11 protein-coding genes are annotated in these 17,764 nt (G+C 59.1%); 1 reads left to right on the plus strand and 10 read right to left on the minus strand.

Annotated elements, in window-relative coordinates; all coding sequences use genetic code 11:
- Positions 1–163 precede the first annotated feature (163 nt).
- Positions 164–1,402, plus strand: coding sequence for a L,D-transpeptidase family protein (locus RS75_RS07040; protein ID WP_045018671.1), 1,239 nt, complete (start codon positions 164–166; stop codon positions 1,400–1,402).
- Between the two features lie 174 nt (positions 1,403–1,576).
- On the opposite strand, the gene dnaE is transcribed toward RS75_RS07040, so the two are convergent.
- The 10 genes from dnaE to nuoL all read right to left on the minus strand — a co-directional run bounded on the left by dnaE (position 1,577) and on the right by nuoL (position 17,759).
- Complete coding sequence (gene dnaE, locus RS75_RS07045; RefSeq protein WP_045018673.1) at positions 1,577–5,077, minus strand: DNA polymerase III subunit alpha; 3,501 nt, start codon at positions 5,075–5,077, stop codon at positions 1,577–1,579.
- Between the two features lie 471 nt (positions 5,078–5,548).
- Positions 5,549–6,232 (minus strand): ABC transporter ATP-binding protein, encoded by a 684-nt coding sequence (locus tag RS75_RS07050; protein WP_045018676.1) that lies wholly within the window; start codon positions 6,230–6,232, stop codon positions 5,549–5,551.
- 15 nt (positions 6,233–6,247) lie between these two features.
- Positions 6,248–7,555 (minus strand): lipoprotein-releasing ABC transporter permease subunit, encoded by a 1,308-nt coding sequence (locus RS75_RS07055; RefSeq protein ID WP_045018827.1) that lies wholly within the window; start codon positions 7,553–7,555, stop codon positions 6,248–6,250.
- 136 nt (positions 7,556–7,691) lie between these two features.
- Entirely contained in the window at positions 7,692–9,014 is a 1,323-nt protein-coding gene (gene proS, locus RS75_RS07060) for a proline--tRNA ligase (protein WP_045018829.1), read from the minus strand.
- Between the two features lie 693 nt (positions 9,015–9,707).
- Complete coding sequence (locus RS75_RS07065; RefSeq protein WP_045018678.1) at positions 9,708–10,013, minus strand: DUF1467 family protein; 306 nt, start codon at positions 10,011–10,013, stop codon at positions 9,708–9,710.
- 131 nt (positions 10,014–10,144) lie between these two features.
- Positions 10,145–11,812: a ribonuclease J gene (locus RS75_RS07070; RefSeq protein WP_045018680.1), complete on the minus strand. Its 1,668-nt coding sequence runs from the start codon at positions 11,810–11,812 to the stop codon at positions 10,145–10,147.
- A 210-nt stretch (positions 11,813–12,022) separates the two neighbouring features.
- Positions 12,023–12,763: a biotin--[acetyl-CoA-carboxylase] ligase gene (locus tag RS75_RS07075; RefSeq protein WP_045018682.1), complete on the minus strand. Its 741-nt coding sequence runs from the start codon at positions 12,761–12,763 to the stop codon at positions 12,023–12,025.
- Between the two features lie 26 nt (positions 12,764–12,789).
- On the minus strand, positions 12,790–14,232 hold the full coding sequence (gene nuoN, locus RS75_RS07080; RefSeq protein WP_045018831.1) for an NADH-quinone oxidoreductase subunit NuoN: 1,443 nt from the start codon (positions 14,230–14,232) through the stop codon (positions 12,790–12,792).
- A gap of 18 nt (positions 14,233–14,250) precedes the next feature.
- Complete coding sequence (locus RS75_RS07085; RefSeq protein ID WP_045018684.1) at positions 14,251–15,762, minus strand: NADH-quinone oxidoreductase subunit M; 1,512 nt, start codon at positions 15,760–15,762, stop codon at positions 14,251–14,253.
- Positions 15,762–17,759 (minus strand): NADH-quinone oxidoreductase subunit L, encoded by a 1,998-nt coding sequence (gene nuoL, locus RS75_RS07090; protein WP_045018686.1) that lies wholly within the window; start codon positions 17,757–17,759, stop codon positions 15,762–15,764. Before nuoL ends, RS75_RS07085 begins: the two co-directional genes overlap by 1 nt.
- Between the last annotated feature and the right edge of the window lie 5 nt (positions 17,760–17,764).

Here is a 17,764-nt window from a genome sequence, read left to right on the forward strand (position 1 = left end):
CGGCCCTCCCGCGCGCAAACGACGGGAGAACCTCACCTGCAACACCCCTCCCATATTTTAGCACTTACACAAATTAGTGATGCGGCATCTGCCCCATCCTTAAACTTCATTAAACTTCGCGTGGTTGAGTAAACGAAGTTTTGTGCATGTGGTGTATTGCGTCATGTCTCTTCGCTTCCGTCTTCTGACCGGCATGCTGTCGGCCAGCATTCTTGCCTTTCCGGCGCTTGCCGCCGACAACAAGTCCCTGCAGATCGTCGTTTCGAAAAGCGATCAGTCGCTGGCCCTTTATGAAAACGGCGAGATCATTGCTACATCCAAGGTCTCCACCGGCAAGGCCGGGCACGAGACGCCGAGCGGCATTTTTTCGATTCTGGAAAAGCGCAAATACCACGAGTCGAACATCTATTCGGCCGCTCCCATGCCTTTCATGCAGCGGCTGACATGGTCCGGCATCGCGCTGCACGAAGGCAAGGTGCCGAATTATCCCGCCTCGCACGGTTGTGTGCGCCTGCCCCCGAAATTCGCGCAATCGCTGTTCCGCGATACACAATACGGCGTGCATGTCATCATCACCGACCGGCCGGTTTCGCTGCGCTTCATAGAGCATCCGGCGCTGTTTGAGCCACGCGACGATGTCGATGACGGCAAGCTGCTTCTGTCCGATGTCGAGTTGCGCCCTGCGACCTTCGATGCCGCGTTGGGCACGGTCGAGGTCGCCGTCAACGAAAAGACGCAATCCATCAGGCCGATGGCCAAGAGCAAGGAACCCTCCCCCTTGCGTATTCTCATTACGCGACGCGGTGAACGGGAAAAGGTCATGGACATCCAGGCCGTGCTGACCCGCCTCGGCTTCGATGCCGGATCACCGGACGGCTATGCCGGGGAGATGACGATCAGCGCCATCAATGGTTTCAAGCGCTGGAAAGGGCTGAAAACCACCGGACCGCTTCTGACCGACGCCTTCGTGACCGCACTTTATGCTTCTGCCGGCGAAGATCATCCGCCAAACGGCCAGATCATGGTGCGTCAGGATTTCAAGCCGCTGTTCGAGGCTGCGATCAACATCAGGGATCCCGAGGTCGCGCTCGGAACCCATTTCTTCGAGGCCGTTTCCGTGGACCGTACAAAGGGGACCGCCGAATGGAACGGTGTGACCCTGGAAAATCATCTGCCGACGGCCGCCCGCAAGCGGCTTGGCATCACCGTTGCCGAGGCTCCCGGCAGCTTCGACCAGCTGAGCGCCGTACTCGGTCGCCTCGAAATACCAGCGGAGATACGCGCCCGCATCGAACAGGAGCTTTCAACCGGCAGCTCGATCACCGTCTCCGACCTTAGTCACCAGATGGAGACAGGCGCGGGAACGGACTTCATTACCGTGACGAAGGAAGGGCCGGTTTGAATGGCGGACTATTCCCGCTTTTCCCCGCAACACACCCACACCATACGTGACGTCATCCTCGGGCTTGTTCCGAGGATCTGCTGACGTATTGCCAATCGATCGGTTGCAGATGCTCGGGACAGGCCCGAGCATGACGGAGAGGCTTTCGACCTTTGTCGTTCCCCTCCCAGAACCTCACACCATTTCGACATCGACAACGCCGGGGGCGGAGCGAAGTGCTGCGGCTATTTCCGGTGATATGCGGTATTTCTCCGTCAGTTCCACTTCGATCTCGCGGCTGCCCTCATCCTTGATGACGATGAAATAGACCGAACCGTCACCTTTCGTGTTGAGGTGGCGGGCAACGGCTTTCAGCGGGCCGGAATCGCGCACATAAACCCTGAGCGCCTTCTGCATCTGCACGGATTTCTCCTCCAGCGATTGCGCCGTCTGGATGCGAAGGCCAATGCCTTCCGGGCGTTCTTCCGCCTGCACGGTGATAACAAGCGATTTACCCACCTCGAGCAGATCGCGGAACTGGGCGAGCCCTTCGGAAAACAGCACCGCTTCATATTGGCCGGAGGCATCGGAGAAAGTGACGATGCCCATCTTGTTGCCGGTGCGGGTCTTGCGTTCCTGTTTGCCGGTAACGGTGCCGGCCAGACGTCCGGCGGTCGCACCCTGTTTTACCGCCGCTGAAAAATCAGCGAAATTCTGCACCCGCAACTTTTCCAATACGGGGCGATAGGTATCGAGCGGATGGGCGGTGAGGTAAAAACCGAGCACCTGATATTCGCGCAGCAGCTTCTCCGAGGCGAGCCAGGTCTGGAAGGCCGGCAGGACGAGTTTTTCCGGACCGCTTGCGCCGCCGGAGCCGAACATATCCGACTGGCCGGTGACGCGGCTTTCCTGCGCACGCTGTGAATAACCAATGATACGGTCCAGCCCGCCGATCATCTCGGAGCGGTCACGGCCGAAACAATCGAAAGCGCCGGCATTGATGAGGCTTTCCAGCACACGCCGGTTGATCTGCTTCGGATCGATCCGCAGGCAGAAATCCTCAAGGCTGGTGAACGGCTTGCCATCGCGCACGGTAACGATGTGTTCGACCGCGCCCTCGCCCACGCCCTTGATGGCGGCCAGCGAATAATAGATGCGGTTTTCGCCCGTCTCGAACTGGCGGAAGGAAGTCTGCACCGAAGGTGCGACGACCTCGATGCCGAGACGCCCGGCATCCTGGCGGAAATCGTTGAGTTTTTCCGTATTCGCCATATCGAGCGTCATGGAGGCCGCCAGGAACTCCACCGGATAATGCGCCTTCATATAGGCGGTCTGATAGGAAACGATGGCGTAAGCGGCGGCATGGCTCTTGTTGAAGCCGTAATTGGCGAATTTCGCCAGAAGGTCGAAGATGGTGTTGGCCTGCGGCTTCGACACGCCGTTCTTGATGGCGCCGTCAACGAAACGCTCGCGCTGCTGGTCCATCTCCTCCTTGATCTTCTTGCCCATGGCGCGGCGCAGAAGATCGGCTTCGCCGAGCGAATAACCTGACAGAACCTGGGCGATCTGCATCACCTGTTCCTGATAGACGATAACGCCCTGCGTCTCCTTCAAGAGATGGTCGATGGTGGGATGGATCGACTCCAGCTCCTCCTCGCCATGTTTGCGGGCATTATAGACCGGGATATTCTCCATCGGACCCGGGCGATAAAGCGCCACCAGCGCGATGATGTCCTCGATGCAGTCCGGGCGCATGCCGATCAGCGCCTTGCGCATGCCCGCACTTTCCACCTGGAACACGCCGATGGTCTCGCCGCGCGACAACATCTCGTAGGTCTTGGCGTCTTCCAGCGGGATTGCGGCGAGATCGACCTTGATGCCGCGCTTGGCCACGAAATCGACCGCCACCTTCAGCACCGTCAGCGTCTTCAGGCCGAGAAAGTCGAATTTGACGAGGCCGGCGCTTTCCACCCACTTCATGTTGAACTGGGTGACCGGCATATCGGAGCGCGGATCGCGATACATCGGCACCAGCTTCGACAGCGGCCGGTCACCGATGACGATACCGGCGGCGTGGGTGGATGCGTGCCTGTAAAGCCCCTCGATCTTCTGGGCGATATCCAGCAGCCGGGCGACGACCGGTTCCTTGTCCGCCTCCTCCTGCAAGCGCGGCTCTTCCTCGATCGCTTTCGACAGCGGCGTCGGATTGGCCGGGTTGTTGGGCACCAGCTTGCAGATCTTGTCCACCTGCCCATAGGGCATTTCCAGCACGCGGCCGACGTCGCGCAAGGCAGCGCGCGCCTGCAACGAACCGAAGGTGATGATCTGCGCCACCTGCTCGCGGCCATATTTGCGCTGCACGTAGCGGATCACCTCTTCACGGCGGTCCTGGCAGAAGTCGATATCGAAGTCCGGCATCGACACGCGTTCAGGATTGAGAAAACGTTCGAACAGCAGCGAGAAGCGCAGGGGATCGACATCGGTGATGGTCAGCGCATAGGCGACGAGCGAGCCTGCGCCCGAACCGCGGCCGGGGCCAACCGGAATATCCTGGAGCTTGGCCCATTTGATGAAGTCGGCAACGATCAGGAAATAACCGGGGAAACCCATGCGTTCGATGACGCCGAGTTCGAAATCCAGCCTGTCGCGATATTCCTGCTCGATGTAGCCCGGCGCCATGCCGAGGGCCGCAAGGCGATGATCGAGACCCTCGACGGCCTGACGGCGAAGCTCCTCGGCCTCTGCCCGCTGCGCCGCCTCCGGATCGTCGCTCGCACCGGTGAAACGCGGCAGGATCGGTCCGCGCTTCTTCAGCACAAAGGAGCAGCGCAACGCAATCTCGATGGTGTTTTCCAGCGCCTCGGGAATGTCGGCAAACAGCGCCGTCATCTCCTCACGGCTTTTCATATAATGATCGGGCGTCAGCCGGAACCGGCTGTCATCGGAAACGATGGCGTTATGCGCAACCGCCATCAATGCATCATGCGCCTCGTAATCGGCCTTCGAAGGGAAAAACGCCTCATTGGTGGCGACGAGCGGAATATCGTGCTCATAGGCAAGCCCGATCATACGCCGCTCATGGGTGCGGTCATAACCGGACTGGCGCTGCAATTCGATATAGAGCCTGTCACCGAAGAGTGATTTCAGCGCCAGCAGGCGTTGTTTCGCCTGGGATGCGTGCCCTTCCTTAAGAGCCATATCCACCGGACCGCCCGAGGCGCCTGTCAGCGCGATCAGCCCGGCATTGGAGGCTTCCTCCAGCCATGCGCGGGTAATATGCACGGACTGGCCACCGCTCTCGCCGTCCAGATAGGCGCGGCTGATCAGGTCCACCAGCCGCTCATAACCTGCGGCGTCGGCGGCCAGAAGCACGATGGCTGGAAGTTTGGCGAGATGGCTGTTGTGGTTGCGGCGGTCATCCGCCGCATCCTGCATGTCGATAGACACCTGACAGCCGATGATCGGCTGCAAGCCCTCGTCGCGCGCTTTTTCGGAAAATTCCAGCGCGACGAAAAGATTATTGGTATCGGCAATGGCAATGGCCGGCTGGCCATCCCCAACAGCCTTGGACATGATTTTCTTGAGGGGCAATGCCCCCTCAAGCAGGGAGTAAGCGGAATGAACCCGCAGATGGACGAAACCGGGCGTTTTCAGCGTTTCGTCAGAGTTTTCTCCACGCACAACCGTATCGCCCATATCATCGTCCTGTCATTCTGAATCGAGGGGGCGATTTTCCGATTTCCGGCCTTCAAAGTCCACCGCCTTGCGGCGTCTATACAAGCTTCTGCGCCGGTGCGCCCTTCAAAGCGCAGTGAGGATCACCGAAAAGCTGGCAACAAAGACAGCGATGGAAGCGAAAGCGGCAACGTCACGGATGAAATCAGTCATTGGTCTCTCCTTACTCGTTATGTTCTATCTTTGTTCTCATTTCGTTCGATTGTCAACAGGGTTCTGCTGATGTTCCTCTTGCTAACGCGACAGAATCGGCTGCGGTTCCGTCCACAAGATCAGCAAGCCACTGACTCCAAAGCGAAAAAACCCGGAGGCGAAAAACGCATCCGGGTTCGGAAAAATTCAATTGTGGAAGGACGTCCGGTCTTCGGGGAGACTCACCGCTTCGAAACGGATCGCATAAGGCGTCGCGATGATCGTCTTATGCCGCCCCGATCAGAAATCGACGATCTTGCCCTCAGCGAGCGTCACACGGCGGTCCATGCGATTGGCAAGCTCGTGATTATGGGTGGCGATCAACGCCGCAAGGCCGGACTGGCGCACCAGCGCCTCCAGTGCGTCGAACACATAATGCGCGGTCTCGGGATCGAGATTGCCGGTCGGCTCGTCGGCGAGCAGCAGAAGCGGCGCATTGGCAACGGCGCGCGCAATGGCCACACGCTGCTGTTCGCCGCCGGAAAGTTCGGATGGGCGATGTTCGCCACGATGGCCGACGCGCATGTAGTCAAGCAGCGCGCTGGCGCGCTTACGGGCCTCGCCCTGCGTCAGACCGGCGATGAGCTGCGGCATCATCACATTCTCCACCGCCGTAAACTCCGGCAGCAGATGATGGAACTGATAGACGAAACCGATGTCGCTGCGGCGGATCGCGGTGCGCTTTTCGTCACCTAAACCGTTGCAGGGCGCGTCATTGATGAAGACCTCGCCGGCGTCTGGATGTTCCAGCAGCCCGGCCAGATGCAGCAGCGTGGATTTGCCGGTGCCTGAAGGGGCGACAAGGGCCACCATCTCACCGCTCTTCAATTCGAAATCGGCCTTGCGCAGAATGGAAAGCGACGTCTCGCCCTGACCATAGGTCCTCCCGACGCCGGTAAGCCGCAGCACTGTTTTTTTTGCCATATTGCGAAGCGGTCCTTATTCGTAACGCAGGGCCTGCACCGGATCGAGCTTGGAAGCCCGCCATGCCGGAAAGATGGTTGCCAGGAAAGAAAGCGTCAGCGCCATGATGACGACGGTAATGGTCTCGCTGAGATCCATTTCGGCCGGAAGCTGGCTGAGGAAATAAAGCTGCGGATCAAACAGCACCGTGCCTGACACCCAGGAGAAGAACTGCCGGATGGATTCCACGTTGAGGCAGACAAGGACGCCGAGCCCAACGCCGGCAAAGGTGCCGACGGTACCGATCGCCGCTCCCGTCATGAAGAAGATACGCATGACAGCGCCGGAACTGGCGCCCATGGTGCGCAGGATGGCGATATCGCTGCCCTTGTCCTTCACCAGCATGATGAGACCGGAAATGATGTTAAGCGCCGCCACCAGAACGATGAGGGTGAGGATCATGAACATCACGTTTCTTTCCACCTGCAAGGCGGAGAAGAAGGTCTGGTTCCGCTGTCTCCAGTCAGTGATATAGATTTGCCGCTCGGCCGCCTGCTCCACCAGCGGCCGGATGCCGTCGATATTGTCGGGGTGGCTGACGTAAAGCTCGATGGACTGCACTATGCCTTCGGCATTGAAATAAAGCTGGGCTTCGGAAAGCGGCATATAGATCATCGACGCGTCATATTCCGACATGCCGATCTCGAAGACACCGGAAATCTTGTAGGATTTGACGCGCGGGTTGACCCCCATCGGCGTCACATCGCCTTCCGGCGAAATGAGGGTGATATCGTCGCCCGCCGTCACGCCAAGCTGGGAAGCAAGCCTTGAGCCGACCAGAACCCCGTCTCCGGCCATGAAGCCGACCAGATCGCCGGTCTTGATGTTGGTGGCGACTTCCTTGATCTTGTCGATATCCTCCTGGCGCACGCCGCGCACCAGCGCGCCGGAGCCGGCGCCGCCGCGACCGGAGGCCAAAGTCTGGCCCTCCACCAACGGCAGGGCCATCGTGACACCCGGAACGGCGGAGAATTTCTTCGCCAGCTCATCGTAATTGTTGAAGGGCTGATCGATCGGCTGAACGATCATATGACCGTTGATGCCGAGAATGCGCGAAATCAGCTCGGTGCGGAAACCGTTCATGACAGCCATGACGATGATGAGCGTCGCCACGCCCAGCATGATGCCGACGAAGGAAAAGCCGGCGATGACGGAAATGAACGCTTCCTTGCGCCGCGACCGCAGATAGCGCCAGGCCACCATGCGCTCGAAAGCGGAAAACGGCCGGGCGGTTCTTTCCCGGGCGGAAGGAGCCGCACCCTTGTCAGCCTCGGCTTTTGCCATGTCGTCTCCCTGATCTGGACTTGCAAGGCCGGTTTTCTCGAGAAACCGAGCCCCGTTTTTGCGGATCATGATCTAAACAATAAAGTCGGAGCGGATTTCCGGTGAAAACCGCCCTTAACTCTTCACCATTCCGCTCTTAGCCGAGCACCTTGTTCATTGCCGCCTCGATTGTGACGGTTTCACGTTCGCCGGTCTTGCGGCTCTTCACCTCGACTTCGCCGTTCGCAACCGAACGCGGGCCGACGATGATCTGCATCGGCACGCCGATGAGGTCGGCGGTTGCGAATTTCTGGCCCGCACGGTCGTCGGTGTCGTCGTAAAGGACATCCTTGCCCGCGTGGGAAAGCGAGTAATACAGCTTTTCGCAAGCCGCATCACAGGCCGCGTCACCTGCCTTCATGTTGATAATGACGACGTCGAAAGGAGCAACCGAATCCGGCCAGATGATTCCGTTCTCGTCATGCGATGCTTCAATGATGGCGGGAACAAGGCGTGTCGGGCCGATGCCGTAGGAACCCATGTGAACAGGGTGTTCCTTGCCGTCCGCGCCCTGCACCTTGGCACCCATCGGTTCGGAATATTTGGTACCGAAATAGAAGATGTGGCCGACTTCGATGCCGCGCGCGGAAAGACGCTCGCTATCGGGAATGGCGTCATAAGCGGCCTCGTCGTGCATTTCCGACGTTGCGGCATAATCGGCCGTCCACTCGTCGAAAACGCCCTGAAGGGCTGCGACATCGTCGAAATTTGTATTGTCGGCGGGAATGGCGCGGTCGAGGAAGCTCTTGTGGCAGAAGACTTCGGATTCGCCGGTATCGGCCAGAATGATGAATTCGTGGCTGTGGTTGCCGCCGATCGGGCCGGTATCGGCGCGCATGGGAATGGCGCGCAGGCCAAGCCGTTCGAAGGTGCGCAGGTAAGCCACGAACATCTTGTTATAGGAATGGATCGCGTCTTCCTTGGTCAGGTCGAAGGAATAGGCGTCCTTCATCAGGAACTCGCGCGAACGCATCGTGCCGAAACGGGGGCGCACCTCGTCGCGGAACTTCAGCTGAATATGGTAGAGGTTCAGCGGCAGGTTCTTGTAGGACTTCACATAGGAACGGAAGATGTCGGTGATCATCTCCTCATTGGTCGGACCGTAGAGCATCTGGCGGTCCTGACGGTCCTTGATGCGCAGCATTTCCTTGCCGTAATCGTCATAACGGCCGCTCTCCTGCCACAGCTCGGCGGTTTGCAATGTCGGCATCAGAAGCTCGATGGCGCCCGAACGGTCCTGCTCCTCACGGATGATCCTGTTGACCTTGTCGAGCACGCGCTTGCCGAGCGGCAGCCAGGAATAGATGCCGGCCGATTGCTGCCGGATCATGCCCGCGCGCAGCATGAGGCGATGGGAGACGATCTCCGCTTCCTTGGGATTTTCCTTCAGGATGGGCATGAAATAACGGCTGAGACGCATGACGGCTTCCATTGGTGTGGGCGACGACGCGCAAAGGCGCGGGAATCGCCCCGAATAGAGGGATATTGGCGCCGTACATAGCCGTTTCCGACCAAGAAGAAAACCCGCCATGAAAAGAGCGGCTGGAGCGATTTCGTGGCATTTTCGCGATAGCTAATTCGCGTCAAAACGCTTTGGCCGGAATATTATTCTTGATCCGGTGCGACAAATTGCATCACAGGGAATTTTTTGCCGACTGTAACAAATATGCAAAAAATGAGATGACAAGCATGGGTGATTGGGCTAGTTTTAGCTTACAAAAGAGGCAGGAAGTCTAAATTCTTGCCGTTTTCGCGGTCAGTCTTGGGAGGATTAGATCTTAGGCGCGCTCGTCGCAGCCCCGGTAACGGTTACAGATCACGCGAAACCTGAAAAACAAGGCTGAAACGCCTTGTTTTTTTTTGATTCACACACACAGGCACCGCTCCGGATCGTTATTCCGGTAAAATTGTGGCCGTGAATCAGCCGCAAGACACGCACATTCGTGTTTGCACGACAGATATGACATCCATATGACAGTCTGATCCGCCTCTTGGCGAAACGGTCGCGGCACAGATGTGCAGCCTGGTGCCTTAAATCACGGCAGGAAGCGACCGCGTTGCAAGATTTTGCGGGCACGGCATAGGGGTTGCCGCGCAGCCTGCGCGACCTGCTTCAGTCGAAAACCGGGATAATTCTCGGCAGATCGTCCAGGCTGACGCCGAACCACCAGGTTCCGCCGTACCAGACGCCACAGATCAAGGCCGATATCAGGGTCGTCCACAGCACGATCCGCCCACCCCTGAACCGGGAGGGCGCGCTGGCGACCGTGCCGAGCGCCACTTCGCCCTCTTCCTCCTGGGTACGAAGGCCGATCGGCAACACAACGAAAAGCACCGTCCACCAGACGATGAAATAAATGGCGAAGACCGAAAGAAGCGGCATGACGTCCTCCTGCGCAATGCGTCCCTTGTAACGCATTCATCCACGAACCGGAATCACTTCCCCGCAAGAAGAGCAAAAAGCCGCAAAAGAAGACAGGGAACGATAAGGGCGGCGACCCCTCATGGATATGAGGGGCGCGACTGTTTTGAAGTCCGGGCTTTTCCGGCTCAGACCTTCGTGACGAAAACCGTCACGATCGGCTTCTTGCCCCATGCCTGGTTGGCGGCGGCACGCACGGCGCGGCGCACCGCTTCGCGCAACAGCGCCAGATCCTTGCGGCGGGCGCGCGGAATGCTTTCCACGGCGCCGAGAACGGCGTCATAAAGCGTATCTTCCATATCCTCGCCCTCGTCGTCGAATTCCGGCAGGCCGAAAGGCACGACATCGGGATCGCCGAGGAAATCGAAACGGCTGTCCAGCAGCACGTTGACGGAAACATGGCCCGCGAAGGAAAGCTTGCGGCGATTGCTGATCCCCATCTCGTCCAGGTCGCCGATGAGGTTGCCATCCTTGAAGACGCGGCCATGCGGCGCATCATTGATGACTTCGGCAGGACCGGGCGCCAGACGCAGAATATTGCCGTTACGAACCTTCGGCACCTGCGAAATACCGGCCTGTTCGGCCAGTTCCTTCTGCGCCACCAGATGCGCCGCCTCGCCATGTACCGGCACGAGGATTTGCGGCTTCGTCCATTCATACATTCTCAGAAGCTCGTTGCGGCGCGGATGGCCGGAGACATGCACCAGGGCCTCATTGTCGGTAACGATATGGATGCCCTGCTCTATCAGGCCGTTCTTGATCTCGATGATCGCCTTTTCGTTGCCGGGAATGGCGCGCGAGGAAAACACCACCGTGTCACCGGCAGCGAGCGCCACATTGCGCATCTCGTCGCGCGAAAGCTTGGCGAGAGCCGCCCGCGGTTCGCCCTGAGAGCCGGTGAGAATGACGACAACCTTGTTGCGCGGAATATAGCCATATTCATCCTCGGCCAGGAACGGCTTGATGCCTTCCATGATGCCGAGATCCTGCGAGACGTTGACGACGCGCTTCAGCGACGAGCCGAGCAGCAGCACTTCACGGCCCGCAGCCTCAGCGGCCTGGGCGATGGAGCGGATACGTCCGACATTCGAAGAGAAAGTGGTGATGGCCACGCGGCCCTCGGCACTTTCGATGATCTGCCGCAGACCTTCGGAAACCTCGTGTTCGGAAGGCGACACGCCGTCGCGAAGGGAGTTGGTGCTGTCGCACATCAGCGCCAGAACGCCCTCTTCGCCAATGGCGCGGAAGCGAGCCTCATCCGTCAACGGCCCGAGCGACGGCGCGTCGTCGATCTTCCAGTCACCCGTGTGGATGACGTTGCCGAGCGGCGTGCGGATGACCAGCGACATGGGTTCGGGGATGGAATGGTTGACGCCGACGGCCTCGATTTCGAAGGGACCGACATTGATGCGATCGCCCGCCTTGAACGGAGTGATCGGAATTTCGGCGCGGCTGCCCTCATAGGCGCGCTTCGCCTCCAGCATGCCGGCGGTGAAACCCGAGGCGTAGACCGGCACGTTGAGGCCGGGCCACAGGTCGTTCAGCGCGCCATAATGATCCTCATGGGCGTGGGTGATGATGATGCCTTTGAGGTTCTTCTTCTGCTCGGCGATATAGCTGATATCGGGCAGAACCAGATCGACGCCCGGCAGATCGAGACCGGCAAAGGTCACGCCGCAATCCACCATGATCCATTGGCGCTTGCTCTCCGGCCCGTAGCCGTAAAGCGCCAGATTCATACCGATTTCACCGACGCCGCCAAGCGGCAAAAATACCAGTTCGTCCTGTTTAGCCATTGTTCTTCTTATCCATTAATGAGAGCGCGCGGGCGACGGCGATATGCCGCGCCCAGCCGCCCGTTTAAGAGCATCGGACCTGTTAAACCATCTGATCGACCGGGCCGATGCGGAACCGGTCTGCCACCACCCTGCTTTTCATGAGCCGCAGGAAAGCTCCAACCTGTGGGAAGAGGCTCGGCGCGATCTTTCGAAGCCGCGCCGTTCACCTCATCCAAAAAACACGTCGCCGGCGGCGATGGAGCGCCTGACGCCCTCGTCCTCATCCAGCAGCAGATAACCATTATCATCAATTCCGACGAAACGCCCGCCGATCGAGCGGTCCGGGAAATTGACGGTGATGTGTTCGCCGATACCGCAGGCGGCCGCCCGCCAGCCGGCCATGACACCGGAAACGCCCCTGCCCTCATCCCAGTCTTGCAGCACCTCCGCCGTCTCGCGAAACAGGTGCGCGAACAACTCGTCGGGAGAACACGACGCGCCGTGCTCGGACAGCATGGTGACGGGATAAAGCGGGGTTTCAGGCTTGTGGGCGATATTGATGCCGATGCCGATGACGATGGCGCGTCGCCCGTCCGGCAGCAATTCGGCCTCCATCAGAATACCGCAGGTCTTTTTGCGGCCGATCAGCACGTCGTTCGGCCATTTGATTTCAAGCGGCTCGCCACCTGCAGGTAAAACCGCGCGGATGGCGCGGTAAACGGCAAGCGCGAAGGCAAGCGGCAGAGACCCTATGCGGTCCATCGGAGCGGGATCGATGAGAAGAAGCGAGGCGTAGAGATTGCCGGGTTCGGAAACCCATGGCCGACCGCGACGGCCGCGCCCGCCGGTCTGGCGGATGGCGGTGATCCACAGATTGCCGCCATCGCCCGCCCGCGCCCGGGCAAAACAGTCTATATTGGTCGATGGCGTTTCCGCCATCGCCTCGTGCCGGAAATCATCGATGGACATCCGGCCCGTATGCTTTTGCGTGCTGCTCAAAAGAACGTCTTTGCCGCAACCGTGACCGCATTGCCAAGCGCACCGCCGAAGACGACGAAGCCGACAACGAACAGTCCCGAGAGCGCATAAACAATCTTCAGTTCGCCGGCCGGACGCTCGAAGCTGCCCTTGGCTTCATCGAACCACATGACCTTGACGACGCGGATATAATAATATGCGCCGACGACCGAACCGATGACACCGATGATGGCGAGCGGATAGAGCTTCGCCTCGATGGCGGCAAGGAAGACGTAATACTTGCCGAAGAAGCCGGCGAGCGGCGGAATGCCGGCAAGCGAGAACATCAGGATCGTCAGAACAACCGCCATGAAGGGGTTGGTGGACGAAAGTCCGGCCAAGTCTTCGACATTTTCAACATTGCCGATTTCCTTGCGGCGCATCGAGAGAATGCAGGCGAAGGTTCCGAGCGTCATGACCATATAGATGGTCATGTAGAGAATGACGCCAGAAATACCGGCCTCGGTGCCGGCCGCGAGACCAACCAGCGCATAACCCATGTGGCCGATGGAGGAATAGGCCATCAGGCGCTTGATGTTCTTCTGGCCGATCGCGGCAAACGAGCCGAGCAGCATCGATGCGATGGAGATGAAGACCACAATCTGCTGCCAGTCGGCAAAGATCGGCTGGAAAGCCTCGACAACGACGCGAACGAGGATGGCCATGGCGCCGATCTTCGGTGCGGCGGACAGGAAGGCGGTAACCGGGGTCGGCGCGCCTTCATAAACATCCGGCGTCCACATGTGGAACGGCACGGCGGAAATCTTGAACGCCAGACCGGCCAGCACGAAGACCAGGCCGAAGACCAGGCCGAGCGAGCGGGTTTCCGAGGCCAGAACCTGCGCGATTTCGGTAAAGCCGGTATTGCCGGTGAAGCCGTAAACCAGCGACATGCCGTAAAGCAGCATGCCGGAAGAGAGCGCACCGAGAACGAAATATTTCAGGCCCGCTTCCGTGGAGCGCAGGCTTTCCCGGTTGATGGCGCAGACGACGTAGAGCGCCAGCGACTGCAACTCCAGCGCCATGTAGAGCGAGATCATGTTGTTGGCCGAAATCATCAGCAAGATGCCGAGGGTGGCCAGCACCAGAAGCACCGGATATTCGAACCGTCCGACCGGTTCGAAACGGCTCTGGCCGACAGAAAGGATCATGGCGGTGATCGAGCCGATCAGCGCCAGGATCTTCATGAAATTGCCGAAGGCATCGGCGACGTAAACACCGCCGAAGGCCAAACCCGAAGCGGGCGCAAAGACGATCCAGAGACCGACGACGAGCAGCAGGGCCACGGAAAGGCCTGTGACCGTCGTTGTCGACTTGTCGCCCGAGAAGACGCCAATCATGAGCAGCGCCAGCGCGCCGACCGCAAGGATCAGCTCGGGCGTCGCAATGTGCAGACTGGCAAAAAGAATTTCAGCGGTCATGTCCAACGGGTCCTGTCGTCAATTCATCGAGAGCGCAACATTTTGCGCCGCCTGCAATGCAGCCGTATAGTTGTTTACCAGAAGATCGACCGATGCGGCGGTGGCATCGAAAACCGGAGCCGGATAGACGCCGAAGAAGATCGTCAGCGCAACCAGCGGATAAAGGATGACCTTTTCGCGGGTTGACAGATCGAGCATCGATTTCAGGCTTTCCTTCTCGAGCGCACCGAAGATCACGCGGCGGTAGAGCCACAGCGCATAAGCAGCCGAGAGGATGACGCCGGTTGCCGCAAACAGCGCGACCAGCGAGTTGGCGCGGAATACGCCGACCAGCGTCAGGAATTCACCGACAAAGCCTGACGTGCCGGGCAAACCGACATTGGCCATGGTGAAGATCATGAAGGCGACGGCATATTTCGGCATGTTGTTCACGAGACCGCCATAGGCGGATATCTCGCGGGTGTGCAGCCGGTCGTAAACGACGCCGACGCAGAGGAAGAGCGCGCCGGAGACGATGCCGTGCGACAGCATCTGGAAGATCGCGCCCTGCACGCCCTGCACATTGGCGGCGAAGATGCCCATGGTCACGTAACCCATGTGGGCAACGGAGGAGTAGGCGATCAGCTTCTTGATGTCATCCTGCATCATCGCCACCAGCGAGGTGTATATGATGGCGAGAACCGACAGCGTGAAGACGAAGGGTGCGAAATAATCCGACGCCAGCGGGAACATCGACAGCGAGAAACGGATGAAACCGTAACCGCCGAGCTTCAGCATGACGCCGGCAAGGATGACCGAACCGGCGGTCGGCGCCTGCACGTGGGCGTCCGGCAGCCAGGTATGCACCGGCCACATCGGCATCTTGACCGAGAAGGCCGCGAAACAGGCAAGCCAGAGCCAGGTCTGCATGCCGGCCGGGAAGCCGTATTTCAGAAGTTCGGTCATATCTGTCGTACCGGACTGCCAGTACATCGCCATGATGGCGAGCATGGTCAGAACCGAGCCGAGCAGCGTGTAGAGGAAGAACTTGTAGGAGGCGTAAACGCGATCCTTGCCGCCCCAGACGCCGATGATGATGAACATCGGGATCAGCGTCGCTTCGAAGAAGACGTAGAAGAGAACTGTATCCAGCGCCACGAAGACGCCGACCATGACGACTTCCAGCAGCAGGAAGGCGATCATGTATTCCTTGACGCGCTTCTCGATCGAATTCCAGCTTGCCAGTACGCAGAAAGGCATGAGGAAAGTGGTGAGGATGACGAACAGCATGGAGATGCCGTCGACACCCAGATGATAGGCGGCGATGTTGCCGAACCAGGCGTGTTTTTCGACCATCTGGAAACCGGGGTTCGAATTATCGAAGCCGATCCAGACGAACAGCGACACCAGGAAGGTGAAAACGGTCGTCAGCAGCGAGACGTTGAGAATGTTGCGGCGCCCGAAAGGGCCGTTCTCGTTGGTCAGCAGCAAGAGCACCACGCCGACGAGCGGCAGAAAGGTGACCGTTGAAAGAATGGGCCAATCGGTCATCAGAGGGCACTCCCAAGCATCATCCAGGTGACAAGCGCCGCGATGCCGATCAGCATCGCAAAGGCATAATGATAAAGGTAACCGGATTGCAGGCGGACCATGCGGTTGGTCACGTCAACCACACGCGCTGCAATGCCGTTCGGTCCATAATGGTCGATGACGGCCACGTCGCCCTTCTTCCACAGGAAGCGGCCAAGCGCCTTTGCGGAACGAACGAAGAGGAAGTCGTAAAGTTCGTCGAAGTACCACTTGTTCAGAAGGAACTGGTAGAGGCCACGATGGGTCTCAGCCAGACGCTTCGGCGTCTCCGGCGACTTGATATACATGTACCATGCGGTCACGAAACCAAGCGCCATCGCGAAGAACGGGCTCCACTTAACCCACAGCGGCACATGGTGGAACTCTTCGAGGATTTCGTTTTCCGGAAGCATGAACAGAGCCCCCTTCCAGAATTCGGCATATTCCTCGCCGAAGAAATGACCTTCGAAAAGAACGCCGGCAAAGATCGCGCCGATCGTGAGGATGAAAAGCGGAATCAGCATGACCATCGGCGATTCATGCACATGGTGCATCACATCAGCCGAAGCGCGCGGCTTGCCGAAGAAGGTCATGAACGCCAGGCGCCAGGAATAGAAGCTGGTGAACAGCGCCGCAATGACCAGCAACGTGAAGGCGAAGCCTGACAGCACCGAATGGGACGCGTAAGCGGATTCGATGATGACATCCTTCGAGAAGAAGCCGGCGAAACCGATCATCGTGCCGGGAATGCCAACGCCTGTCAGCGCCAGCGTGCCGACGGTCATCGTCCAGAAGGTGATGGGGATATGCTTGCGCAGGCCACCCATGTAACGCATGTCCTGCTCGCCATCGACGGCGTGGATGACGGAACCGGCGCACAAGAACAGCAGTGCCTTGAAGAAGGCGTGCGTGAACAGGTGGAACACGGCCGCGCCATAAGCGCCGACGCCGAGCGCCACGAACATGTAACCGAGCTGCGAGCAGGTCGAATAGGCGATGACGCGCTTGATGTCGTTCTGCACGAGACCAACGGTCGCCGCGAAGAAGGCGGTGATCGCACCGATCAGCGTCACGACGGTCAGTGCAGTCGGCGACAGTTCAAACAGCGGCGACATGCGGGCGACGAGGAAGACACCGGCGGTGACCATGGTTGCGGCGTGAATGAGGGCAGACACCGGGGTCGGGCCTTCCATCGCGTCCGGCAGCCAGGTGTGCAGCAGGAACTGCGCCGATTTACCCATCGCGCCCATGAAGAGCAGCAGGCACACGCCCGTCATCGCATTGGCCTTGTCGAGATGCATGCCGAACAGGTTGATGACGGTTTCGGTGGAGGCAGCGCCTTCGGCCGGCAGATAGGTGCTGGCGGCGGCAAAAACCGTCTCCAGATTGATCGAGCCGAACAGCACGAAGATACCGGAAATGCCGAGGATGAAGCCGAAGTCACCGACGCGGTTGACGATGAAGGCCTTCATGGCGGCAGCAGACGCGGAAGGCTTCTTGAACCAGAAGCCGATCAGCAGATAGGACGCGAGACCCACGCCTTCCCAGCCGAAGAACATCTGCAGCAGGTTGTCGGAGGTCACCAGCATCAGCATGGCGAAGGTGAACAGCGAAAGATAGGCGAAGAAGCGCGGACGATGCGGATCGTGGTGCATGTATCCGATCGAATAGAGGTGCACCAGCGTCGAGACCGTGTTGACGACGACGAACATGACGGCCGTCAGCGTATCGATGCGGAAGGCCCATTCAACGTCGATGCCGCCGGACTGGATCCAGCGCAGCACGGTGACCTTGATCACCTCGCCCGGTTCGCCATGGGCAAGTGCGACACTAAAGAAGACGACCCACGACAGGATGGCGACCACGATCATCAGACCGGTGGTGACATATTCCGAGGCCTTGGCGCCGATCGACCGGCCAAACAGGCCGGCGATCAGGAAACCGATCAGGGGAAGAAAGACGATAGCCTTGTAGATCATAGCCT

The sequence above is a fragment of the Rhizobium nepotum 39/7 genome, from assembly GCF_000949865.1.
GTDB classification, from domain to species: Bacteria; Pseudomonadota; Alphaproteobacteria; order Rhizobiales; family Rhizobiaceae; genus Agrobacterium; species Agrobacterium nepotum.

Bases quoted from the DNA above. Each gene is read 5' to 3' on its own strand.
- RS75_RS07040 (WP_045018671.1), top strand. From the start codon at position 164: ATGTCTCTTCGCTTCCGTCTTCTGACCGGCATGCTGTCGGCCAGCATT.
- dnaE (WP_045018673.1), bottom strand. From the start codon at position 5,077: ATGGGCGATACGGTTGTGCGTGGAGAAAACTCTGACGAAACGCTGAAA.
- RS75_RS07050 (WP_045018676.1), bottom strand. From the start codon at position 6,232: ATGGCAAAAAAAACAGTGCTGCGGCTTACCGGCGTCGGGAGGACCTAT.
- RS75_RS07055 (WP_045018827.1), bottom strand. From the start codon at position 7,555: ATGGCAAAAGCCGAGGCTGACAAGGGTGCGGCTCCTTCCGCCCGGGAA.
- proS (WP_045018829.1), bottom strand. From the start codon at position 9,014: ATGCGTCTCAGCCGTTATTTCATGCCCATCCTGAAGGAAAATCCCAAG.
- RS75_RS07065 (WP_045018678.1), bottom strand. From the start codon at position 10,013: ATGCGTTACAAGGGACGCATTGCGCAGGAGGACGTCATGCCGCTTCTT.
- RS75_RS07070 (WP_045018680.1), bottom strand. From the start codon at position 11,812: ATGGCTAAACAGGACGAACTGGTATTTTTGCCGCTTGGCGGCGTCGGT.
- RS75_RS07075 (WP_045018682.1), bottom strand. From the start codon at position 12,763: ATGTCCATCGATGATTTCCGGCACGAGGCGATGGCGGAAACGCCATCG.
- nuoN (WP_045018831.1), bottom strand. From the start codon at position 14,232: ATGACCGCTGAAATTCTTTTTGCCAGTCTGCACATTGCGACGCCCGAG.
- RS75_RS07085 (WP_045018684.1), bottom strand. From the start codon at position 15,762: ATGACCGATTGGCCCATTCTTTCAACGGTCACCTTTCTGCCGCTCGTC.
- nuoL (WP_045018686.1), bottom strand. From the start codon at position 17,759: ATGATCTACAAGGCTATCGTCTTTCTTCCCCTGATCGGTTTCCTGATC.